This is a genomic window from Actinomadura sp. (genome assembly GCF_044508335.1).
Classification (GTDB): Bacteria; Actinomycetota; Actinomycetes; order Streptosporangiales; family Streptosporangiaceae; genus Spirillospora.
This window is the reverse complement of the sequence record NZ_JBIQHY010000055.1, coordinates 18,335-40,680: the sequence shown is the minus strand read 5'-3', so window position 1 is coordinate 40,680 and position 22,346 is coordinate 18,335. Positions and strand designations below refer to the sequence as shown.

Annotated in this window: 24 protein-coding genes; 6 read left to right on the top strand and 18 right to left on the bottom strand. The window is 71.4% G+C overall.

What is annotated here, in order from left to right; genetic code table 11:
- Positions 1-65 precede the first annotated feature (65 nt).
- On the bottom strand, positions 66-599 hold the full coding sequence (locus ACIWVC_RS19555) for a PadR family transcriptional regulator (protein ID WP_396449357.1): 534 nt from the start codon (positions 597-599) through the stop codon (positions 66-68).
- Between the two features lie 92 nt (positions 600-691).
- Between ACIWVC_RS19555 and ACIWVC_RS19550 the strand changes: the two genes are divergently transcribed.
- The 4 genes from ACIWVC_RS19550 to ACIWVC_RS19535 all read left to right on the top strand — a co-directional run bounded on the left by ACIWVC_RS19550 (position 692) and on the right by ACIWVC_RS19535 (position 4,799).
- The gene (locus ACIWVC_RS19550) at positions 692-1,285 is read left to right on the top strand and encodes a hypothetical protein (protein ID WP_396449356.1); all 594 of its coding nucleotides are present in this window, start codon (positions 692-694) and stop codon (positions 1,283-1,285) included.
- A gap of 27 nt (positions 1,286-1,312) precedes the next feature.
- Positions 1,313-2,668, top strand: a complete 1,356-nt coding sequence (locus tag ACIWVC_RS19545) for a carotenoid oxygenase family protein (RefSeq protein WP_396449355.1) — start codon at positions 1,313-1,315, stop codon at positions 2,666-2,668.
- A 65-nt stretch (positions 2,669-2,733) separates the two neighbouring features.
- Positions 2,734-4,233, top strand: coding sequence for an aldehyde dehydrogenase family protein (locus ACIWVC_RS19540; protein ID WP_396454406.1), 1,500 nt, complete (start codon positions 2,734-2,736; stop codon positions 4,231-4,233).
- Positions 4,234-4,307: 74 nt separating this feature from the next.
- The gene (locus ACIWVC_RS19535) at positions 4,308-4,799 is read left to right on the top strand and encodes a GNAT family N-acetyltransferase (protein WP_396449353.1); all 492 of its coding nucleotides are present in this window, start codon (positions 4,308-4,310) and stop codon (positions 4,797-4,799) included.
- A gap of 32 nt (positions 4,800-4,831) precedes the next feature.
- Here ACIWVC_RS19535 and ACIWVC_RS19530 read toward each other — a convergent pair whose 3' ends face one another.
- From ACIWVC_RS19530 to ACIWVC_RS19520, 3 genes are all read right to left on the bottom strand, one after another.
- Complete coding sequence (locus ACIWVC_RS19530) at positions 4,832-5,197, bottom strand: cupin domain-containing protein (protein ID WP_396449352.1); 366 nt, start codon at positions 5,195-5,197, stop codon at positions 4,832-4,834.
- A 17-nt stretch (positions 5,198-5,214) separates the two neighbouring features.
- Positions 5,215-5,664 (bottom strand): hemerythrin domain-containing protein, encoded by a 450-nt coding sequence (locus tag ACIWVC_RS19525; protein WP_396449351.1) that lies wholly within the window; start codon positions 5,662-5,664, stop codon positions 5,215-5,217.
- Positions 5,665-6,160: 496 nt separating this feature from the next.
- Entirely contained in the window at positions 6,161-7,753 is a 1,593-nt protein-coding gene (locus ACIWVC_RS19520; RefSeq protein WP_396449350.1) for a GMC family oxidoreductase, read from the bottom strand.
- Positions 7,754-7,824: 71 nt separating this feature from the next.
- Between ACIWVC_RS19520 and ACIWVC_RS19515 the strand changes: the two genes are divergently transcribed.
- Both ACIWVC_RS19515 and ACIWVC_RS19510 read left to right on the top strand, forming a co-directional pair.
- A complete protein-coding gene (locus ACIWVC_RS19515) occupies positions 7,825-8,439 on the top strand; it encodes a cob(I)yrinic acid a,c-diamide adenosyltransferase (protein ID WP_396449349.1) in 615 nt (204 codons plus the stop codon).
- A 110-nt stretch (positions 8,440-8,549) separates the two neighbouring features.
- A complete protein-coding gene (locus ACIWVC_RS19510; protein WP_396449348.1) occupies positions 8,550-9,479 on the top strand; it encodes a DUF4097 family beta strand repeat-containing protein in 930 nt (309 codons plus the stop codon).
- A gap of 59 nt (positions 9,480-9,538) precedes the next feature.
- Here ACIWVC_RS19510 and ACIWVC_RS19505 read toward each other — a convergent pair whose 3' ends face one another.
- From ACIWVC_RS19505 to ACIWVC_RS19440, 14 genes are all read right to left on the bottom strand, one after another.
- Entirely contained in the window at positions 9,539-11,062 is a 1,524-nt protein-coding gene (locus ACIWVC_RS19505; protein WP_396449347.1) for a M28 family peptidase, read from the bottom strand.
- Positions 11,063-11,231: 169 nt separating this feature from the next.
- Positions 11,232-11,696, bottom strand: coding sequence for a DUF2550 domain-containing protein (locus ACIWVC_RS19500; protein ID WP_396449346.1), 465 nt, complete (start codon positions 11,694-11,696; stop codon positions 11,232-11,234).
- A gap of 36 nt (positions 11,697-11,732) precedes the next feature.
- Positions 11,733-12,119 (bottom strand): F0F1 ATP synthase subunit epsilon, encoded by a 387-nt coding sequence (locus tag ACIWVC_RS19495; RefSeq protein WP_396449345.1) that lies wholly within the window; start codon positions 12,117-12,119, stop codon positions 11,733-11,735.
- 154 nt (positions 12,120-12,273) lie between these two features.
- Complete coding sequence (gene atpD / locus ACIWVC_RS19490) at positions 12,274-13,704, bottom strand: F0F1 ATP synthase subunit beta (RefSeq protein WP_396449344.1); 1,431 nt, start codon at positions 13,702-13,704, stop codon at positions 12,274-12,276.
- 2 nt (positions 13,705-13,706) lie between these two features.
- A complete protein-coding gene (locus tag ACIWVC_RS19485; RefSeq protein ID WP_396449343.1) occupies positions 13,707-14,603 on the bottom strand; it encodes a F0F1 ATP synthase subunit gamma in 897 nt (298 codons plus the stop codon).
- Positions 14,604-14,608: 5 nt separating this feature from the next.
- Positions 14,609-16,243, bottom strand: a complete 1,635-nt coding sequence (atpA, locus tag ACIWVC_RS19480; protein WP_396449342.1) for a F0F1 ATP synthase subunit alpha — start codon at positions 16,241-16,243, stop codon at positions 14,609-14,611.
- Positions 16,244-16,306: 63 nt separating this feature from the next.
- Complete coding sequence (locus ACIWVC_RS19475) at positions 16,307-17,128, bottom strand: F0F1 ATP synthase subunit delta (protein WP_396449341.1); 822 nt, start codon at positions 17,126-17,128, stop codon at positions 16,307-16,309.
- A gap of 103 nt (positions 17,129-17,231) precedes the next feature.
- A complete protein-coding gene (locus ACIWVC_RS19470) occupies positions 17,232-17,789 on the bottom strand; it encodes a F0F1 ATP synthase subunit B (RefSeq protein ID WP_396449340.1) in 558 nt (185 codons plus the stop codon).
- Between the two features lie 32 nt (positions 17,790-17,821).
- Positions 17,822-18,058, bottom strand: a complete 237-nt coding sequence (gene atpE, locus ACIWVC_RS19465; protein WP_089330861.1) for an ATP synthase F0 subunit C — start codon at positions 18,056-18,058, stop codon at positions 17,822-17,824.
- Positions 18,059-18,156: 98 nt separating this feature from the next.
- A complete protein-coding gene (gene atpB, locus ACIWVC_RS19460; protein ID WP_396449339.1) occupies positions 18,157-18,951 on the bottom strand; it encodes a F0F1 ATP synthase subunit A in 795 nt (264 codons plus the stop codon).
- A 70-nt stretch (positions 18,952-19,021) separates the two neighbouring features.
- Positions 19,022-19,246 (bottom strand): hypothetical protein, encoded by a 225-nt coding sequence (locus tag ACIWVC_RS19455; protein ID WP_089330863.1) that lies wholly within the window; start codon positions 19,244-19,246, stop codon positions 19,022-19,024.
- Between the two features lie 84 nt (positions 19,247-19,330).
- Entirely contained in the window at positions 19,331-19,747 is a 417-nt protein-coding gene (locus ACIWVC_RS19450; RefSeq protein WP_396449338.1) for a hypothetical protein, read from the bottom strand.
- Between the two features lie 219 nt (positions 19,748-19,966).
- Positions 19,967-21,121 carry an MraY family glycosyltransferase gene (locus ACIWVC_RS19445; RefSeq protein WP_396449337.1) on the bottom strand — a complete coding sequence of 385 codons (1,155 nt, stop codon included), beginning with the start codon at positions 21,119-21,121 and terminating at the stop codon, positions 19,967-19,969.
- Between the two features lie 157 nt (positions 21,122-21,278).
- Positions 21,279-22,346 (bottom strand): DUF2207 domain-containing protein (locus tag ACIWVC_RS19440; protein WP_396454405.1); only part of this gene is annotated, 1,068 nt, incomplete at its 5' end.

Below are 22,346 nucleotides of genomic sequence, written 5' to 3'. Positions count from 1 at the left end.
GGCTGCGCAGCCTCCCAGCCCCCTCATGATCTGAACTACGAACAGGCCCTAGCGGGCGCCTCGCCCTAGTCGCGGTCGTGCAGGGCCTTGATCTCCTGCAGGGCCCAGTCGAACCAGTCGCGGCGCATCGCCATGAAGCGCTTGCCGTACTCCATGGCCAGCCGTCCGTAGGCCGACAGGTCGTCGTCGCCCCAGTCGATGTTCTTCTCCAGGGTCCGCAGGTCGTCGAGGCGGCGGTCCAGCTCGTCCAGGTGGCGGCCCATGTAGTCCTGGGCCTCGGCGGGGCTGACCAGGCCGAGGAAGAAGACGCGCAGCAGCGCGTCGTCGCGGCGGGCGGGCTTCGGCTCGACGTCCAGCAGCCAGCGGTGCAGCTCGGCGCGGCCGGGCTCGGTGATCCGGTACTCCTTGCGGCCGCGCGGCCCCTCCTCGGCCACCTCGATCAGCCCGGCGGCGGTGAGTTTGCCCAGTTCGCCGTAGAGCTGGCTCTGCCGGGCCGGCCAGACGTTCCCGAGCGAGATCTCGAACATCTTCAGCAGGTCCCAGCCGCTCGCGCCGTCCATCTCGGCGATGAGCCCGAGCACCGCATGTCGCAAACTCATGCCGCGATCTTACCTCTCCATGTTGACATGTCGAATCCGGAGTATCTATGTTCGACATGTCAAAGTTGGAATATCAGAGGGGCTCCCGGCCGATGGCGAAGTACTACGCAAGAACCTTCCTCCCGTGGATCGTGCTCGCGGTCGTGAGCGGCTTCGACGCCCGGACCGGCGCCGCCGCCGGGCTCGCCGCCGCGCTCGCGCTGCTGGGACAGGATCTGCGCCGCGGCCACCGCACCGACGCGCTGATCCTGGAGATCTCCACATCCGCGTTCATGGCGCTGCTCACCGCGCTGGCCTTCGCCGCGCCCGGCTCGCCCGTGCTGGACTACGGCGCCTCCCTCGCGATCGGCTGGCTGGCCGCCACCGCATGGGGGACGCTGCTCGTCCGCCGGCCGTTCACCGAGGGCATCGCGCGCCGCCAGGTCACCGCCGAGATCGCGGCCACCGCCCTGTTCCGGCGCATCAACCGCGTGATCACCGCCGTCTGGGCCGGAAGCTTCACCGCGATGGCGGCCGCGCTCGGCGCCGTCCAGCACTGGAACCCGCACGACACGGCGCTGCTCGTCGCGGTCAAGGTCGCGGGCTTCGCGGTCCCGGCCGTCTTCACCGCGCGCTACCCCGGCATCGCGCGCAAGCGCCACCTCGCAGGACTCGCCCAGCCGTCGCCCGAGTCCGCCGCCGGCTGATCCGTCCCGACCCGCAAGGAGCACACGATGAGCGAGCACACCGACGGAAGCGCCGCCGCCTGGATGGACGGCCCCCTCGCCCCCGTCCCGGACGAGACCGACGCCTACAACCTGCGGGTCACCGGCACGCTGCCGGCCGAGCTGACCGGCCGGTACTTCCGCAACGGGCCGAACCCGAAGCCCGGCGAGCCGAGCCGGCACTGGTTCACCGGCCACGGCATGATCCACGGCGTCCGGCTGCGGGACGGGCGGGCCGAGTGGTACCGCAACCGCTGGGTCCGCACCGACGCGTTCACCGAGGGCAGGCCGTTCGTCCGCGACGACCTCACCTTCGACCGGCGCGCCGTGCAGGCCAACACGCACGTGATCCCGCACGCGGGCAGGATCTGGGCGCTGGTGGAGAGCGGCTTCCCCTACGAGGTGACGCCGGAGCTGGAGACCGCCGGCCCCTGCGACTTCGGCGGGCGGCTCACCACCGCGATGACCGCGCACCCCAAGGAGGACCCGGTCACCGGCGACCTGCTGTTCTTCGGATACGGCGTCTTCCCGCCCTACCTGACCTTCCACCGGCTGTCCGCGGACGGCGACCTGGTGGAGAGCCGCGAGGTCGAGGTGCCCGGCTCGACGATGATGCACGACTTCGCGATCACCGAGAACCACGTCGTCTGGCTCGACCTGCCGGTCGTGTTCGACCTGGACATGGCGCTGTCCGGAACATCCGGCATGCCGTACCGGTGGGACGACGGGTACGGCGCCCGGCTCGGCGTGATGCCGCGCGACGGGTCCGGCGGCGTCCGCTGGTTCGAGGTCGACCCGTGCTATGTGTTCCACGTCGGCAACGCGCACGAGGACGCCGCCGGGCGGATCGTGCTGGACGCGGCGCGCTACCGTCCGCAGAGCTTCGCGTCCCTGTGGGGCGGGATCGGCGGCGCGGTCGACCCGGCGGCCGAGGCGGCGCGGTCGGAGAGCGCCCACCTGCACCGCTGGATCCTGGATCCCGCCACGGGGAAGGCGGTCGAGCAGCCGCTCGACGACCGGAGCGTCGAGTTCCCGACCCACGACGACACCAGGACCGGCCTGGAGCACCGCTACCTCTACACGGTCGGCGGGAGCTCGATCGTGAAGTACGACATGCGCGGGGCGTCGTCCGCGCACGACTGCGGGCCCGGCGCGCACGTCGGCGAGGCCATCTTCGTCCCCGCGGCGGGCGCACGCGCGGAGGACGACGGCTGGCTGCTGTCGATCGTGTCCCGAGAGGGAGGATCCGACCTCCTCGTCCTGGACGCCTCCGACCTGTCGCACACGGCGACCGTCCACCTGCCGCGGCGCGTTCCGGCCGGATTCCACGGAAGCTGGATCCCCGACTCCCCGGCGGGGGCTTAGGGTGGTTTACTAGCCGGTACACAGCGCAAGTACCCACTTACCAGGCTCCTCGCGGGAGGTTCCTCATGTCCGTGGTCACGGAGAGCGCCGAGACGTTCGCGTCCCTGAACCCGGCCACCGGCGAGGTCGTCGCCGAGCACCCCGTCCACGACGGCGCCGCCGTGGCGGCGGCGGTCGAACGCGCCCGGGAGGCGGCCGAGTGGTGGCGCGCCCTCGGCTGGAAGGAGCGCCGGCTCCGGCTGCTCAACGTCAAGGGGTCGCTCGCCCGCAACCTGAACCGGATGGCCGAGCTCATCCACCAGGAGACCGGCAAGCCGGTGCAGGACGCCCAGCTCGAAACGATCATGGCGATCACCCACCTGGACTGGGCCGCCCGCAACGCGCAGAAGGTGCTCGGGCCGCGCACCGTCTACCCGGGCCTGATGGCGGTCAACCAGAAGTGCGTGCTGGAGTACCAGCCGCTCGGCGTCGTCGGGGTCATCGGCCCGTGGAACTACCCGATCTTCACCCCGATGGGCTCGATCGGGTACGCGCTCGCCGCCAGCAACGCCGTCGTGTTCAAGCCGTCCGAGTTCACCCCCGGCGTCGGCGTGCTGCTCGCCGAGCTGTTCGCCGCGGTGATCCCCGAGCACCCCGTCCTGCAGACGGTCACCGGGCTCGGTGAGACCGGCGCGGCGCTCGCCTCGAACCCGCACGTCGACAAGATCGCGTTCACCGGCTCGGCCCGCACCGCCAAGCGCGTGATGGCGGCCTGCGCGGAGAACCTCACCCCGATCGTCGCCGAGTGCGGCGGCAAGGACGCCTGCATCGTCGACTCCGACGCCGACCTCGACGCCGCCGCGGACGCGGCGCTGTGGGGCGCCATGTCGAACGCCGGGCAGACCTGCATCGGCGTCGAGCGCATCTACGTCGTCGACGACGCCTACGACGAGTTCCTCGGCAAGCTCACCGAGAAGGCCGCCGAGCTGCGCCCCGGCTTCGACCGCGAGGCCGCCTACGGCCCGATCACCATGCCGTCGCAGCTCGACATCATCGAGCGGCACATCAAGGACGCGCTCGACAAGGGCGGCAAGGCGGTCGTCGGCGGCGCCGAGTCCGTCCGCAAGCCCTACGTCGAGCCGGTCGTGCTGACCAACGTGCCGGACGACTCGTCCGCCGTCTGCGAGGAGACGTTCGGACCGACGATCACCGTGCACCGGGTCAAGGACCTCGACGAGGCCGTCGAGAAGGCCAACCGCACCAGCTACGGCCTCGCCGGGGCGATCTTCTCCGGCAGCAAGTCCCGCGCCCTGGACGTCGCCCGCCGGATGCGCTCCGGCATGACGTCGATCAACGCCTTCGCCGCGTTCGCCTCGGTCGCCGCCCTGCCGTTCGGCGGCGTCGGCGAGTCCGGGTTCGGCCGCATCCACGGCGCGGACGGGCTGCGCGAGTTCGCCCGCGCCAAGGCCATCACCCGGCAGCGGTTCGCCACCATGAACCTCACCTCGTTCGGCCGCAGCGAGAAGGAGATGGCCCGAGTCCTCGGCCTGATCAACATGATCCACGGCCGCCGGTACAAGCGCTGACGCCACAGGAGCAGACGCGACAGGAGCAGGGCGCCCCCGGGCCGGTCCCGGGGGCGCGACCTACACTCGGAACCATGGCATCCGGGACGTTCGGCGCACCCGTCCGCAGCCGCCTCCAGGTGGCCCTCGCGGCGCCGCCCCCGCCTCCGCGGGGCCTGCGCCCGTTCGCCGACGCCGACGTCCCCGCCCTCGCCGCCGCCATGTGGGACGCCTACCGCGGCACCCCCGACGAGGCGGACGTCGGCGACCTCGCCGGCGCGGCCCGCGAGATCCGGCTCACGCTGAACGGCGAATACGGCACGTTCCTCCGCGACGCCTCCTTCGTCGCCGACCACGAGAACCGCCCTATAGGCGCGGCCCTGGTCACCCTCTACAAGCGGGAGCCGCTCCTGGCGTTCCTCTTCATCGCCCCGTCCCACGCGGGCCGGGGCCTCGGCCGGGCCCTGATCCAGGCGGCCATGCACGCCCTGGCGCCGGACCACGACACCCTCTCCCTGGCGGTGACCCGCCGCAATCGCCGCGCCCGCCGCCTCTACGACCACCTGGGCTTCATCGAAGTCGCCTAGACGGGCGGCGTCCGCCGCCCCGGCCTGGACAATCAGGCGGTCGGCCAGGGGCGCCGCTCGGCCTCGTGGTCGGCCGCGGTCGGCGGCGGCGACACGACGTTCATGAACACCAGGCGCCCCTTGGCGCGCACGCCCCGGGTGGTACCGGCGGGGATCACGGCGATGTCGCCCGCCGCCACCGGATGCGGCGCGTCACCGATCCACACCTCGCCGGTCCCCTCCAGGATCGCCAGAGCCAGCTGCACACCCGGCGTGTGCAGCGGGATCTCCTGCCCGTCCTCCATGCCCACGATCATCACCCTGGTGAGGTCGGTCGCCGACAGCACCTTCGGGCAGAACGACTCGGCGCTGAACTCCGCGAGCTCCGACGCGCTCCCGATGACGGCCTTCTTCTCCACCCTTGCTCTCCCTTCGGTCAGGTCCGGGCCCGCACGCACACCCAGCCCGCGGGCATCTCCCCGGAATCAAGAAAGGCCCGCAGGCGCCCGGCCCGCGGCTCCGGCACGACCCGGTCCAGCTCCGGGTAGAGGATCTTCTCCTCTTTCAGGTTGTGGTGCAGGAGCTGGACGGCCAGCCGCCGGCACAGCGTGAACGCGGCACCGGCGTCCTGCTCGGCTTCGAGCGCGTCGAGCGTCGCCCACATCTGCGCGTGCTCGCGCAGCATGACGAGCACCGGACTCGTCAGCCCCGCCGCGTGGAGAGCCGGGAACAGGAACTCCTCTTCGAGATAGATGTGGCGGCGCAGCGCGCGGACGGCGCGCACCAGCGGCTCCCGCTCCCCGGACCCGGCCGTGAACTCCTCGATCCCCGCGTCGATCTCGTGATGCTCCCGCTCCAGGGCCATCGCCAGTGACTCGGTCTCCATGCCGCAACCTCGCTGCCGCGCTCGGACGGCGCCCCCGGCCGCCCGCGACCGGCAACGCTGGAACTTCGATATTAATACAAGATGGACATGTAAATATTGCCCTCAAGTGTGAGAAACCAGGCACCGGGCGCGCTCAGCCCGGCCGTCCACGGGGTCTGAGTCCCTTCGGACGAGGGACCGGCCATCTAAGGCGTCCTAGGCGGCGTAGATAAGGCGTCGTCCCAATGTGGGGGATGGGGGCTTAGGACGAACCTTGTACATGTCGGGCCACGAGGGCCCGGCGGGAACAGGGAGTCAGCCATGATCCGCCCGGAGATCAGCCAGACCATCATCAACGACCGCGTACGCGTCCTGCGGACCGAGGCGAAGAACTCGCGCCGCGCCCGCATCGCGAAGGCCCTCAAGCGGTGACCCCCGCGGCCCGTACGCAAGCCCCCGCGCCCCCGTCTCCGACGGGGGCGCTTTCCGTTTCAGCGCCCCGGGGCCGGGGCGTCTCTCATTCCGGGGCGTTGGCCGGCTTCAGCGGGGTGCGGCCGCGGATCAGGTCGGCGGCTCTCTCGGCGATCGCGATGGTGGGGGCGTTGGTGTTGCCCCGCGGGACGGCCGGCATGACCGAGGCGTCCACGACGCGGAGGCCCTCGACGCCCCGCACGCGGAGGGACGGGTCGCAGACGGAGCCGTCCCCGCCCATCGCGCAGGTGCTCGTGGGATGGAACAGCGTCGCGACCTCGCGGCGGACGAACTCGACGATGGCCTCGTCGGAGTCGACCTGCTCGCCGGGCGCCCACTCGCCGCCGACCATCGAGGCGAGCGGGCCGGACGCGGCGATCTCGCGGGCCTGCCGGACGCCCGCGACCAGGATGTCCAGGTCGGCCTTGTCGGCGAGGTAGGCCGGGTCGATCAGCGGTTTGGCGTACGGGCTGGCGGAGCGGAGGGTCAGCGCGCCGCGGCTCTCGATCGCGATGGCGGTGACCATGACGGACAGGAGGCGCTCGGACGACTCGGTGAGGCCCTGGTTCACGAAGGGCGTCGGCAGGACGTGGTACTGCAGGTCCGGGGCGGGCAGCCCCTCCACCGTGCGGACGAACCCGCCGGCCTCGGCGATGTTCGAGGCGTAGGGGCCGCGCGCCAGCGCCTGGTAGAGGGCGAACGAGCGGGCGTTCGCGAGTTCCCAGAGGGGCTTGTGGCGCGGCGTCGCGAACATGACGTTCACGAACGGGTGGTCCTGGAGGTTCCGGCCCACCGGCGAGTCGACCACGACGTCGATGCCCAGGGACCGCAGGTGGTCGGCGGGGCCGATGCCGGAGAGCATCAGGAGCTGCGGGCTGTTCACCGCGCCGCCGGACAGGATCACCTCGGCCTCGGCGCGGGCCGAGTGGGTCTCACCGCGCGCCTCGTAGCGGACGCCGGTGGCGCGTCCGTCCTCGATCACGACGCGGGTGGCCAGGGCGTCGGTGACGATCGTGAGGTTCGGCCGGTTCTCGACCGGGTGCAGGTACCCGGCGGCGGTGGACCAGCGCTTCCCGCGCTTGTGGGTGACCTGGTAGAAGCCCACGCCGTCCTGGTCGGCGCCGTTGAAGTCGGGGTTCGCGGCGAGGCCGTACGCCTTCGCGGACTGCACCCACGCGCGGGTCAGCGGGTGCTTGTAGCGCAGGTCCTCGACGCGGAGGGGGCCGCCGACGCCGTGGTAGGGGAGGTCGCCGCGCTGCTGGTCCTCGGCGCGCCGGAAGTAGGGCAGCAGGTCCTCGTAGCCCCAGCCGTCGCAGCCGTAGGAGTCGCGCCAGGTGTCGTAGTCGTGCCGGGCGCCGCGGATGTAGATCATCGCGTTGGTGGACGAGCTGCCGCCGAGCGTCCGGCCTCGCGGCCAGTACACGCTGCGGCCGGCCGCGTGCTCCTGCGGGACGGTCGTGTAGTCCCAGTCGTAGGGGCCCTTGATCAGCGCGGCCACGGCGGCCGGGATGTGGATCTCCGGCGCGTCGTCGGGCGGGCCCGCCTCCAGCAGCAGGACCTTCACGGAGGGGTCCTCGGTCAGGCGGGCGGCGAGGACGCAGCCCGCGCTCCCCGCTCCCACGATGATGTAGTCGTACAAGGCGGCCTCCGGGGTCTTTCCGGGAACCCTACCGAACGGGCTTCTGTATCCGGCAAGGCTAGGCTCCTCATATGGCGAAGAACAGGGACAACCCCGTCGTGCTCTCGCGGATCTACACCCGGACGGGCGACGACGGAACCACCGCGCTCGGCGACGCGTCGCGGACCCGCAAGACCGATCCGCGCCTCGCCGCCTACGCCGACGTCGAGGAGGCCAACGCCGCGATCGGGACGGCCCTCGCGCTCGGCGCGCTGCCGGAGAACGTGGCGACGCTGCTGACCCGCGTCCAGAACGACCTGTTCGATGTGGGCGCCGACCTGTGCGCGCCGGTCGTCCCCGAACCGCAGTACCCGCCGCTGCGCGTCGAGGAGTCCTACATCGAGCGGCTCGAGCAGGCGTGCGACGAGCACAACGCCGAGCTGCCGACGCTGCGCAGCTTCATCCTCCCGGGCGGGACGCCCGGCGCCGCCCTCCTGCACGTCGCGCGGACGGTGACGCGCCGCGCCGAGCGCTCGGTCTGGGCGGCGATCGAGACGCACGGCAGCGCGGACGAGGTCGCGGAGAACGGCGTGAACCCGCTCACCGCCAAGTACCTGAACCGCCTGTCGGACCTGCTGTTCATCCTGTGCCGCGTCGCGAACGCCGAGCACGGCGACGTGCTGTGGAAGCCGGGCGGCGAACGCTGAGGGTGGGGCTAACCCCACCCCCGGATGACCGGCTCCCCACCTGGTGACGGCGTCCCGTCCGGGCCAGGCTTGTCATGTACGAGGGCATGGCGACCAACGGGAGAGACCACGTGAGGACCCTGACGGGCACGGCCGTGGCGGCGGTGGCGGCGGTGACGCTGACGGCCTGCGGCAACCTGAGCTTCGGCACCCGCCACGAGGACCGCTCGTTCGCCGCGCCGGCCGGCGTCACCGCGCTGAAGGTCCAGGCGAACGGGGGCCGGGTCGAGGTGACCGCGTCCGACTCCCCCGGCATCACCGTGCGGGAGCGGCTGCGCTGGTCGAACGACAAGAACAAGCCGCGGGCGAAGCACTCCTTCGAGGGCTCGACGCTCAAGCTGTCGTCGAAGTGCGGCACCCAGGTGATCGGGTTCTCCCCGTGCGGCGTCTCGTACCGCATCCGGGTGCCGCGCTCGACGCCAGTGCAGATCGACAGCCGGGACGGGACGGTCATCGCCTCCGGGCTCACCGGGGCGGTGAAGCTGCACAGCGCCAACGGCTCGATCACCGCGACCGGCCTGCGCGCCACCACCGCGTCCCTGAGCTCGAAGGACGGGTCGGTGCGCGTCTCGGGCCGCGCCGACACCGCCGACCTCCGCACCGACAACGGTTCGGTGGACGCGACCGGGCTGACGGCCGGCAAGGTCACGGCCCGCTCCCGCGACGGCCGCATCCGCATCAGCGGGAACGTCACCACCGCCGACCTCCGCACCGACAACGGGAGCATCGACGCGCCCGGGCTGACCACCGACCGGATCACCGCCCGGACGAAGGACGGCGGCATCGTCCTGCGCCTGACCGCGTCGCCCGCGAACGTCGACGCGACGTCCGACAACGGCTCGATCAATCTGCGCCTGCCGACCGGTGAGGGCTACGCGTTCGACGTGTCCACCGACAACGGCAGCCGGCGGATCGACCCGGCCGTCCACGAGGACTCCCGTTCCGGACGCCGGATCAAGCTCACCACCAAGGACGGCAGCATCCGCGTCGCACCGAACTAGCCGGCCGGGCGGGGCCGGCGGAGCAGGCGGGCAGGGCTGGCGGAAGCGGGCGGGCAGGGCTAGCGGAGCAGGTAGGGGCCCTGCCGCACCGGCTCGTAGGACGCCGCGGCGGGCAGGGCCAGGCGGGCGCCGCCGTTGACCGCGACGGTCGTCTCGGCCAGGTGCTGCAGGACGTGCGCGACCCCGTCGGCGTTCGTGTCGAGCAGCTTGAGGTCGACGTTCTTCAGCCGGTCGCACCCGGCGTGGTAGCAGGGGTCGTACGCCTTGCCGGCCCGCCCGCCGAACGCCTTGGCCTCCGCGGCGGTCTTCACGCCCTCGGCGCCGGTGGCGATGCCGCCCGCCGGGATGCCCCGCTCGATGAACGGCCCGTAGTCCGAGCGCCCGTCGAACGCGCTCTCGGCCGTCGGCAGGCGGCGGCCCTTGAAGTAGTCGCGGAACATCTTCTCGATCGCCCCGGACCCGGCGGGCGCCCGCGTGCCGCCGCCGGTGGAGTGGTCGCCGTCGTACACGCCGCGGGTGCCGTTCGGCGAGCCGAGCATGTCGAGGTTGATGTTGAGGGCGATCTTCTCCCGCTCGTACGCCGGCAGCGACGCCACGTAGTGGGCGGAGCCGCGCAGGCCCTCCTCCTCGGCGCCCCACCAGGCGAACCGCACCCGGTTCCGCAGGCCCTTGCCCAGATCCTTGATCTTGCCCGCGATGGCGAGGAGCGCGGCGGCGCCGGTGCCGTTGTCGTTGATCCCCGCGCCCGCCGGGACGCTGTCGAGGTGCGCGCCGACCAGCACCACGTTGCCGGCGTTCCCGCGCTCGGTGTCGGCGACGACGTTGGCCGACGTCCGCTCGCCGTGCGCGGTGTCGGTCTTCACGCGCAGCTTCAGGCCGCCCTTCCTCGCCTCCTTCGCCAGCGCGGCGCCCAGCTCGTGCGTCAGGCCGACCACCGGGATCGCGGACGGCTTCGACACCGTCCCGATGATCGGCCCCTTCTCCCCCGGCTTGTTGAACACGGCCACGGCGGACGCGCCCGCCGCCTTGGCCCGTGCCGCCTTCGTCCGGAAGGTGCAGCCCCCGCGCTGGAGCAGCGCGATCGAGCCCTTCTTGAAGCCCTTGAAGTCGCCCTTCTCGCAGCCGCTCGTCCCGTCCCCCTTGGCCGGGACGTCCACCGCGGCCGCGGGCCCCGTCACGTCGCCGGACCCCGAGTAGGCCATGGTGAGGAAGTCCTTCTCCCGCTTGTAGGACTTCTTGGACGGCGCCGTCCGGGCGAACACCGCGTCCGACCTCTCCCGCCAGTACGGGTAGGAGAACTTGTGCACCTTCGGGGTGAGACCGGCCTTGCGGAGCCGCCCCACGACGTACCGCACCGAGACGTCATAGCCGGGCGTGCCCGCCGCGCGGTTGCCGCCGTTGTAGTCGGCGATCTCCTGGAAGGCCGCGAGGTGCGCCCTCATGTCCTTCAGCGTCACCAGCTTCGCGAGATCGGGCCGGGCGGGCGCGGCGCCCGCCGCGGGCAGCGCCAGGGGAAGGAACAGCGCGGGCAGCGCCACGGCGGTGCCGGTGACGAGGTTGCGGCCGGTGATCAGCTTGCGCACGTGCACTCCAGCGGACGGGAACGGAGCGGACCAGCAGCGATCCTCGACCCGCGCCCCGCCCGCCTCAAGCAGCGGCGGCGCCGCAACGCCAACTCGATACCGGCGCCTTACCCGCTCATTCCGCATCCCCCGGTCCAGGGCGCCGGGCCGCCGGAGGGCGTGGGCGGGGTCATTCGGGCTGGTGCAGGTCCACGGGAAGCCCCGGCGGGGCCGCCTCCAGCCACGCCAGGAACCCGGTCAGCGCCGCCGCGCCCATCGCGAGCTCCACGATCAGCGAGCCGTCGCGCACCTCGATGACGCTCACGTCCGGCAGCAGGCCCTCCGCCTCCTCCGGGCCGGGCACGCGGCGGTTCGACACGACGAGGCCCCGGCGGTGGATCACCTGCCGGGGCCTTCTGCGGAAACCGAACACGCGGTGCCAGTGCAGCTCATCGCCCTTGTACCGGCCGATGCCGAGCCGCCACACCCCCGGAGCTCCGCCCTCCGGGGACACCTCGCGCAGGCTGCACTCCACGGTGCCGCCGCCGCGCGTGAACAGCCAGCGGCGCACCGCCATGCAGACGAACAGGAGCGCCGCCACGACGACGAGCGCGGCCAGGGCACCGCCCACGTCCAGTGCCAGGTGCTCGCCCACTTCCCCCGCCGTCCGTCGAACTCCAGACCTCAGATGCTAGGCCTCGATGCCCGCCGCGCGAAGCCGGGCGCGCGCGCGCCGCTCGGGTGTCGCGTCCTCGCCCTCCAAGGCGAGCGCGTCGTCCAGCGCCCGGCGGGCGGCCTCGACGTCGATCTCGTCGCCCAGCTCGGCCTGCTCGGCCAGCACCGACACCTGGTCGGCGGCGACCGAGAAGAACCCGCTGCCGACCGCCGCGGTGATCGGCTCGCCGCCGTCCGCCGGCTCGATCTTCACCACGCTGCCGTCCAGCAGGACGCCCAGCACCGGGGCGTGGCCCGGCAGGATGCCGAGCGACCCCTCGATGGTCTGCGCGACCACCATCTTGGCCTCGCCGGACCAGATCTCGCGTTCAGGCGAGACCAGCCCGACCCTCAGATTTGCCACGCCTGTCTCCTCATTCTGTTCATCCGGCATGTCCCGAGAAGCCCCGGGAGCCGAACCTCCGAGGATGAAAAAGGGCTCACCGGAGCCGATCCGGCGGGGCCGCCCCCGGGCGCGCGGTCGGACGCGCTGCCCCGGGACGGCCCCGCCGCAGCGGTTACTTCTCCAGCTCCCTGGCCTTCTTCTCGACGTCCTCGATGCCGCCGCACATGAAGAACGCCTGCTCGGGCAGGTGGTCGTACTTGCCCTCGGCGAGCGCCTTGAACGAGGCGACCGTCTCGTCCTTCGGCACCGTCACGCCGGGCTGGCCGGTGAACTGCTCGGCCACGTACATCGGGTGCGACAGGAAGCGCTCGATGCGCCGCGCCCGCTGGACGGTGACCTTGTCCTCCTCGGACAGCTCGTCGATACCGAGGATCGCGATGATGTCCTGCAGCTCCTTGTACTTCTGCAGGATCCGGATGACCTCCTGGGCGACCTCGTAGTGCTCGTTCCCCAGGATCTGCGGGTCCATGATCCGCGAGGTGGAGTCGAGCGGGTCGACCGCCGGGAAGATGCCCTTCTCGGAGATGCCCCGCGACAGCGTCGTGGTCGCGTCCAGGTGCGCGAACGTGGTGTGCGGCGCCGGGTCGGTGATGTCGTCGGCGGGCACGTAGATCGCCTGCATCGAGGTGATCGAGTGACCGCGCGTCGAGGTGATCCGCTCCTGCAGCACGCCCATCTCGTCCGCCAGCGTCGGCTGGTACCCCACCGCGGACGGCATGCGCCCGAGCAGCGTGGAGACCTCCGAGCCGGCCTGGGTGAACCGGAAGATGTTGTCGATGAACAGCAGCACGTCCTGGCCCTGGACGTCGCGGAAGTACTCCGCCATCGTCAGCGCCGACAGCGCGACGCGCAGCCGGGTGCCCGGCGGCTCGTCCATCTGGCCGAACACGAGCGCGGTGTCCTTGAGGACGTCCGCCTCGTCCATCTCCACCCACAGGTCGTTGCCCTCGCGGGTGCGCTCGCCGACGCCGGCGAACACCGAGGTGCCGCCGAAGTTGCGGGCGACGCGGCGGATCATCTCCTGGATGAGGACGGTCTTGCCCACACCCGCGCCGCCGAACAGGCCGATCTTGCCGCCCTTCACGTACGGGCACAGCAGGTCGATGACCTTGATGCCGGTCTCCAGCATCTCGGTCTTCGACTCCAGCTGGTCGAACGCCGGGGCCTTGCGGTGGATGCCCCACCGCTCGTTGATCTCCAGCGACGCGGTCGGGGCGTCCAGCGCCTCGCCGAGGGCGTTCCACACGTGGCCCTTGGTGATGTCGCCGACCGGGACCGCGATCGACTCGCCGCTGTCGAACACCGGCGCGCCGCGGACCAGGCCGTCCGTCGGCTGCATCGAGATGGCCCGGACCATGTTGTCGCCCAGGTGCTGGGCGACCTCGAAGGTCAGGGTCTTCTCCTCGCCGCCGAGCACGACCTGCGCGTTGAGCGCGTTGTAGATGTCCGGGAGGGCGTCGGCGGGGAACTCCACGTCGACGACCGGGCCGATGACGCGTGCGACGCGCCCGGTCGCGGTCGCCGTCTCTACCTGTGCAGTCATTATCACTCCCCGCCAGACTCGGCGAGCGCGTCAGCGCCACCGACGATCTCGCTGATTTCCTGGGTGATCGCGGCCTGCCGCGCCTGGTTCATCTGGCGCGTGTAGACCCCGAGCAGTTCGTTGGCGTTGTCGGTCGCCGACTTCATGGCCCGCCGGACCGACGCCTGGAACGACGCCGCCGACTGCAGCAGCATGTGGAAGATGCGGCTCTCGACGTAGTTGGGCAGCAGGAGGTCGAGCGCCGCCTGCGCGGACGGCTCGAACTCGTACGCCGGCGGGACCGCGCCGGACTCGCTCTCCTCGATCTCCAGCGGCATCAGCCGCTTGACCTGGACGGTCTGGGTCAGCATCGAGACGAACTCGGTGTAGACCACGTGGATCTCGCCGACGCCGCCCTCGGCGTCGGTCTTGAGGAAGTCCTCGGTGAGCCGGCGGCCGATCTGCTCCGCGTTCGCGAAGTTCGGGCGGTCGCTGAACCCGTGCCAGGTCTGCGCGACCTCCCGGCCCCGGAACCGGTACCAGGTGATGCCCTTGTTGCCCACCACGTACGGGACCGGCTCGCGGCCCTCGTCCCGCAGCGCCCTGATCAGCGCCTCGGCCTCGCGGATCACGTTGGCGTTGTAGGCGCCGCAGAACCCGCGGTCGCTGGTGACGACCAGGACGGCGCTGCGGGTGTCGGCCGGCTGCTCCCGCAGGAGCGGGTGGTCGATCCCCACGTGGTGGCTCACCAGCGCGGTCAGGGCCTGCGTGATCTGGTCGGCGTACGGCTTGGACGCCGTCACCGCCTGCTGGGCCTTGACGATCCGCGACGTGGCGATCATCTCCTGGGCGCGCGTGATCTTGGCGGTCGACTTGACCGTCTTGATCTGCTGCCGGAGTTGACGAAGCTGTGCGGCCATCGGCGTCAGTCCTTCTTGACGCGGGTGATGGTCTCCTGCTCGACGTCCTCGGCCTCGATCGGTTCGACGGGCTCCTCGGCCAGCAGGTCGCCCTCGCTGGTCTGGAAGCCCTTCTTGAACTCCGTGATGGCGTTCTTGAGGCTGGTGAGGCCGTCGTCGGAGAGCTTGCCCGTCTCGCGGATGGAGGTCAGCAGGCCGCCCTCCTCCCGCTCGATGTAGTCGAGGAACTCCCGCTCGAAGCGGCGGATGTCGGCGACGGGCACGTCGTCCAGCTCGCCGGAGGTGCCCGCCCACACGGACACGACCTCCTGCTCGACCGGGAACGGGTTGCCCTGCGGCTGCTTCAGCAGCTCGACCAGGCGGGCGCCGCGCTCCAGCTGGGCGCGGGACGCCGCGTCCAGGTCGGAGGCGAAGGCGGCGAACGCCTCCAGGTCGCGGTACTGCGACAGCGCCAGGCGCAGCGTGCCGGCGACCGTCTTCATCGCCTTGATCTGCGCCGAGCCGCCGACCCGGGACACCGAGATGCCGACGTTGATCGCCGGCCGGACGCCCTGGTTGAACAGGTCGGTCTCCAGGAAGCACTGCCCGTCGGTGATGGAGATGACGTTCGTCGGGATGTACGCCGACACGTCGTTGCCCTTGGTCTCGATGATCGGCAGGCCGGTCATCGAGCCGCCGCCCATGTCGTCGGACAGCTTCGCGCAGCGCTCCAGCAGCCGCGAGTGCAGGTAGAAGACGTCGCCCGGGTACGCCTCGCGGCCCGGCGGGCGGCGCAGCAGCAGCGACACCGCGCGGTACGCCTCGGCCTGCTTCGACAGGTCGTCGAACACGATCAGGACGTGCTTGCCCTGGTACATCCAGTGCTGCCCGATCGCGGACCCGGTGTAGGGGGCGATGTACTTGAAGCCCGCCGGGTCGGACGCCGGGGCCGCCACGATCGTGGTGTACTCCAGCGCGCCGGCCTCCTCCAGGGAGCGGCGGACGTTCGCGATCGTGGAGCCCTTCTGGCCCACGGCGACGTAGATGCAGCGCACCTGCTGCTTCGGGTCGCCGGTCGCCCAGGCTTCCTTCTGGTTGATGATGGTGTCGACGCAGACGGTCGTCTTGCCGGTCTGCCGGTCACCGATGATCAGCTGCCGCTGGCCCCGGCCGATCGGCGTCATCGCGTCGATCGCCTTGATGCCGGTCTGCAGCGGCTCGTTCACCGACTGCCGCTGCACGACCGTCGGCGCCTGCAGCTCGAGCGCGCGGCGCTCGGTGGTCTCGATCGGGCCCTTGCCGTCCAGCGGGTTGCCCAGCGCGTCCACGACCCGGCCGAGGAAGGCGTCGCCGACCGGCGCCGACAGGACCTCGCCGGTCCGCCGGACCTTCTGGCCCTCCTCGATGTTGCTGAACTCGCCCAGGACCACGGCGCCGATCTCGCGCACGTCCAGGTTCAGAGCCAGGCCACGGGTACCGTCCTCGAACTCGAGGAGTTCGTTCGCCATCGCGGAGGGCAGGCCCTCGACGTGGGCGATACCGTCGCCGGAATCGACGACGGTGCCGACCTCTTCGCGCGCGGCGGCCTCGGGCTCGTACGACTGGACGAAGCGCTCCAGCGCGTTCCGGATCTCGTCCGGACGGATCGTCAGCTCCGCCATGATTCCTCTCTTGCTCCCTAAAAGGTCAGCTCGACCGGCTGAAGGGTCGGCCCTACCGGCCGCTCAGCCGGCGCCCAGCCGCCGGCGGACGTCGTCCAGCCGTCCGGCGATCGTGCCGTCGATGATCTCGTCCCCGATCTCGATCGACAGGCCGCCGATCGTGCTCGGGTCGATCTCGATGTTCAGGTGTACTTCGTGCCCGTAGGCGGCGGCGAGCACCGCGGCCAGCCGCGTCCGCTGCCGCGCCGACAGCTCGGTCGGCGTCCGGACGAGCGCGACGAGCCGCTGCCGGCGCTGGGCGACGAGCTTGCCGTATTCGGCGAGCCCACCCTCCAGGCTACGTCCTCTCGGACGCAGCACCAGCTCGGTGACCAGCGTCAGCGTCGCCGCCGTGACCTTGCCCTCCAGCAGCGCCGTGACCAGGCCGAGCTTGCGGTCGTCCGGCAGCCCCGGGCCGGCCAGGGCGCCGCGCAGCGCGGGCTCCCCCTCCACGACCCGGGAGAACCGGAACAGCTCGTCCTCCAGGTCGTCGATCTCGCGGGCGGCCTCGGCGCGGGCGGCCTCGGCGGTGACCGCGAGGGCCTCCACCGCGTCCGCCAGCTCCGACGGCTTCGACCAGCGCAGCCGGACGACGTCGGCGACCAGCCCGAGAGCGGCCGGCGACACCTTGCCCTCCAGCAGGATCTGGACGAGCTGCGCCTTGTCGGCCCCGTCCCGCGCCGGGTCGGAGACCGCCCGCCGCAGACCGTGCTCGCGGTCGATCAGGTGCAGCACCGCGAACAGGTCGCCGCCGAGCTCGGCCAGGTCGGCGGAGGGAATCACGGCCTCCAGCCGGTCCTTGGCCTCGGCCAGCGACGCCCTGCTCACCGCTCCCGTGATGGTCATGACGCCGCCCGGTCTGGACTGAGGAGCGAGGTACGAGCGAGGAGGGAAGACCGGGCGTGGAAGCGCCGTGACCGGTCGTGCCGGAGGCGCGACATCAGATAGGTCATGATGTGATCTGCTCCTGCGTGCGGGCGCGGCTCTCCAGCTCCTCGAGGAACCGGTCGACGACCCGGCTCTGCCGCGCGCTGTCCTCAAGGGACTCGCCCACGACGCGGCCGGCGAGCTCGACCGACAGGGCGCCGATCTCGGCGCGCAGCGACTGCAGCGCCTGCTGCCGCTCGGCCTCGATCTGCTTCTTGGCGTCCTCGACGATCTTGCGCGCCTCCGCCTGGGCCTTCTCCTTGGCCTCGGCGATGATCTGCGCGCCCTGCTCCTCGGCCTTGCGGCGCTCGTTGGACGCCTCGACCGCGGCCGCCTTCTGCTGGGCCTTGTACTGGTCGAGGACCTGCTGGGCCTCCTTCTGCGCCTGCTCGGCCCGCTCGAGGCCGCCTTCGATCGCCTGGGTCCGCTCCTCCAGCGTCTGCTGCAGACGCGGGACCAGGATGCGGCCCAGGACGATCATGACGACCAGGAACGAGAAGATGCCGACGACCAGCTCGTACGGGTGCGGGACGAGAGGGTTGTTCTCCTCCGCCGCTAGGACGGAAGCTGCTGTGATCATGTCTGCAGCCCTTCCTCAGTTGGAACCCGTGGTCAGATGCCCTGGAAGATGAAGGGCGCGACCAGACCGATGAGGGCCAGCGCCTCGGTGAGGACGAAGCCCAGCAGCATGTTGGTGCGGATGACGCCGGTCAGCTCCGGCTGGCGGGCGATGGCGTTCACGCCCTGACCGAAGATGATGCCGATGCCGATGCCCGGGCCGATGGCCGCGAGGCCGTAACCGATCGAGGTGACGTTGCCTTCGACTGCGGCGAGGACGGCTCCCGTCATGGGTTCATTCCTTTTCTGTCGGCCGGCGGACGCTCCGCCGGTCTGGGCTAACGAGGTTGTCTGCGCCGGCCCGGCACCGGGGCCGGACCGAAGGGGGCTCAGTGGTCCGCTTCGAGGCCGCTCTGGATGTACATCGCGGCGAGCATCGCGAACAGGAACGCCTGCAGGAACTGGATCAGCAGCTCCAGCGCGGTCAGCAGGATCGTGACGATCACGCCGACGACTCCGACGCCGAACCCGAGCGCGGTGGGCTTCTCGAAGATGAACCAGAAGCCGACCAGGCTGAAGAACGCCAGGATCGTGTGGCCGGCGAACATGTTGGCGAAGAGCCGGACCGCGTGGGTGAAGGGCGCGAGGATGAACGTCGAGAGGTACTCGATCGGCACCAGCAGGATGTAGACCGGCAGCGGCAGGCCCTTGGGGATCATGTTGGTGAAGTACTTCACCGGGCCCTGGTGCTTGAAGCCGAGGTAGACCTTGACGATGTAGACGAACACCGCGAGGACGACCGGGAACGCGATGTGCGACGCGACCGGGAACTGGATGATCGGGACGACCGCGAAGATGTTCCAGAACCAGATCAGGAAGAACAGCGACATCAGCATCGGCATCCACCGGTCGGTGTTCTTGCCGAGGAACGGGCGGGCGATCTCGTCCCGCACGAACATGTAGCCGATCTCACCGATGTTCTGCAGGCCGCGCGGCACGAGCTTCGGCTTGGCGAACGCCATCCAGAAGAGGACGCAGACCAGCAGGGTGCCGACGACCGAGAAGACGACGGGCTTGGTCAGCCACTCCGGGCCGCCGGCGAACAGGGGCGGGAAGTCGAACAGCTCCGGGCCCGGGGCTTTGAACTCTTCTCCCCCGGTGGCGAGGACCGTCAGCGCGTTCACGCGGCGTTCCCTTCATCAATGTGGTGATGTTTCACGAAGGCTTCCTCGGCGGCTTCCTCGGCGGGGCCGCTCAGGAGGAGTGGCTGCCGTACTTCAGGTAGACCAGGTAGATGGCGAGCCCGGCACCGATGATCAGGCCGATGGGGATCAGCCAGGTCTGGTGCGTCCATGCGGACAGCAGCCACCCGATGCCGCCCCAGATGATCATCCCGGAGAGAAGGTAGCTGGGCACGGACCAGGCGACGTCGGCGAATTCCCGCTGGCCGTCCTCCGGCCGGGGCTTCTGCTCGCTCATCGCGTTCCGGACGATAGCAGGCCACCCGCGCGGTGGTCATATTGGAGTAGTCCCTTTGGGCAGGCGCCGTCCGCGGGGCCTGCATCACGGGCTCCGGTCCAGGACGTTCTCGGGCTCGTCAATGTAGGGCCTCCGCTGCAGGGCGACGCGGAACTCGGCGGCGATCCAGAGCAGCGCGAGGCCGATGACCGTCCAGCCGAAGACCGTGGTGTTCCAGATGGAGACGCCGTCCATCGCCGTGACCAGGACCATCACCGCGAGGATCTTCACCGCGTAGCTGGCCAGCGCGGCCAGCATCATCGTCTGCGCGGAGTACCGGGAGGCCCACGAGACCACCAGCGCGCTGATCGAGAAGAACGCGATCACCACGACGGAGGCGAGCGCCGCCGCCAGGGCGCCCTTGGCGCCGGCGGTCAGCAGGCCGGTCAGCACGGCGGCCACCCCGACGACCGAGGTCGGGATCGCGGCGCCGCGGAGCATCCTGGCGTCGGAGGTGTGCATGAGGGCTCCGGCTGGTCACGGTCAGTGGTCGTCTCTTGTTCGTGAAAGGTATCACAAGCGTCCGGAATGTCCACAATTACCCTGGAGGTAATGCGGATCCGGGAACCGGGAGGCTACCTCCGGTGAGGCTAGCACCTGGACTTTAGCCCAGCTCAGCGAGTGGTTCCGCCGCATCGCGCCGGTGCGGGGCGGCGGGTCTCCCGCCGCCGGCGGGCGGAGTCAGACCCGCATGGAGGGGCGCTGGGCGGGGTGGTCGCCGGTGCCCGGGTCCGCGGGGGGCTTCCTGCGGCGCGGCTTGCGGAGCATCAGCACGACCCCGGCCGTCGCGACCAGCAGCGTGACCCCGAGGGTGATCCACGCGGCGTCGAACAGCGCCAGCCCGACCAGCCCGGAGGCCAGCAGCCCCACCCAGAAGTACATGATCAGCACGGCCCGGCGGGTGGAGTGGCCGAGCTGCAGCAGCCGGTGGTGCAGGTGCTGCTTGTCCGGGGAGAACGGCGACCGGCCCTGGCTGGTGCGCCGCAGCACGGCGAGCAGCATGTCCATGAACGGGACCGCGGCCACCGCCGGGATCAGCAGCACCGGGACGAAGAACGGGAACAGCCCGTTGGCGAGGATGGCCGGGTCGAACTGCCCGGTCAGCATGATCGTGGACGCGCTCAGCAGCAGCCCGATCAGCATCGAGCCGGTGTCGCCCATGAAGATCTTGGCGGGGCTGAAGTTGTGCGGCAGGAAGCCCGCGCACATCCCGAACAGGACCGCGGCGATGAGCGTCGCGCCGGTCAGCGTGGTCAGCCCGTTCGTCCTCGACAGCAGGTAGGCGTAGGAGAACAGCGCGAGCGCGGCGATCCCGACGACGCCCGCGGCGAGGCCGTCCAGGCCGTCGATGAAGTTCACCGCGTTGATCGTGGCGACGACGATGAAGACGGTCAGCGGCACCCCGTAGGCGGGCGGCAGGGACAGCGACTCGCCCGTCGGCAGCGGGATCACGTAGATCTGGATGCCCTGCATGATGAAGATCCCGGCGGCCGCGACCTGCCCGGCGAACTTGGTGAGCGCGTCCACCTCCCACCGGTCGTCGGCGATGCCGATCAGCACGATCAGCCCGCCCGACAGCAGCAGCGCCTTGGCGACGCTGATGTCGCCGTCGTCGAGGACCTTGCGCATCTCCGGCAGACCGGTCGCGACCACCAGCGCCGCCACCATCCCGCCGAACATCGCGAGACCGCCCAGCCGGGGCGTCGGGATGACGTGGACGTCGCGGTCGCGCGGGACGGCCTGCGCCCCGAACCAGACGGCGAACCGGCGCACCGAGGGGGTCAGCAGGTAGGCGACGAGGGCGGCGACGAGGATCGTGAGCAGGTACTCCCGCACTCCCCTGCGCCTCCTCTCACCGATCGCCGCCGCCGCGGTGCCCCGTCCGGCGCGTCCCGACCACCGGGCCGTCCTCCCGTTAGACGACCGGCCGCGGCGATCTGTTCGCACCGCGACCGACCAACTGTAGACCCACCCGGCGGCCGCCCGCTGCCGATCAGCCCGCCCGGGCGCGGTGCGCGCACATGATCCCCGCGCCGACGATCACCAGCGCGAGGCCGGCGAGGCACCGGTCGCCGAGCGAGAACGCCCACAGTCCCCGGGCCGCCACCTCCTCCCCCGCGTCCGCGGCGATCAGCAGCAGCCCGCCCGCGATCAGCCCGATCCCGGCCCGCCGGCGCGGGGCGGGGCGCCGCGCCACCAGCGCCACCGCCGCGAGGGCCAGGGCCAGCGCCGCCGTGCCCGGCCAGTCGCCCGTCCAGCGCGGCGGGACGTAGCGCGGCGGGGCGACCGCGATCGCGTGCTTGGGCAGCCGCACCCGGATCTTCATGCCCTCGTGCGGGGCGAGCATGCTCTGCATGAAGTCGACCGCGTACGGGCCGTCGCGGTCGCGCACGCACCGGGTCGTCGCGCCCGGGGTTCCCGCCCGGCAGGTCGCGTGCCGCAGCGGGACCGGCGCCTCCACCCGCACCGCCGCGTTCCCGATCGGGACGTCCCACGCCCTCCCGATCGCGTCCCAGACCAGCTCGTCGTAGCGGGCGCGGGGGGTGAACGCCCGCCCGACCTCGTACTCGATCACGTACGCCTGGCGGCCGCGGACCTCGCGGCGCCGGTCGCCGACGCTGATCCGCACGTCGTGCCAGAACCGCGTCGTCCGGGCCCGGGACGGCGCGCCGGTGGAGGAGCTGGTGCGCACGTTCCGCACGTCGTAGACCCGGTCGCCGACGCGGAACGGCACGTGCCGGACGATCCCGTGCTCGCCGCTCCGGTCGAAGTCGTAGGTGATCGTCTCCCGGACGTACAGGACGCCGTCGGAGCCGAGCGTGAGCACGACGTCGTAGGTGGCGATGCTCTCGCCGACCGCCGGCCCGGGCGGAGGGACGGTCCCGGAGACGCCGGGCGCCGGCTCGGCGGCGTGCGCGGGCTCGGCGGAGTGCGCGGGCTCGGCGGAGTGCGCGGGCTCGACGGAGTGCGCGGGCTCGACGGGGTGCACGGGCTCGACGGGGTGCACGGGCTCGACGGGGTGCGCGGGACCGGCGGCGTGCGCGGGCAGCACGAGCACGAG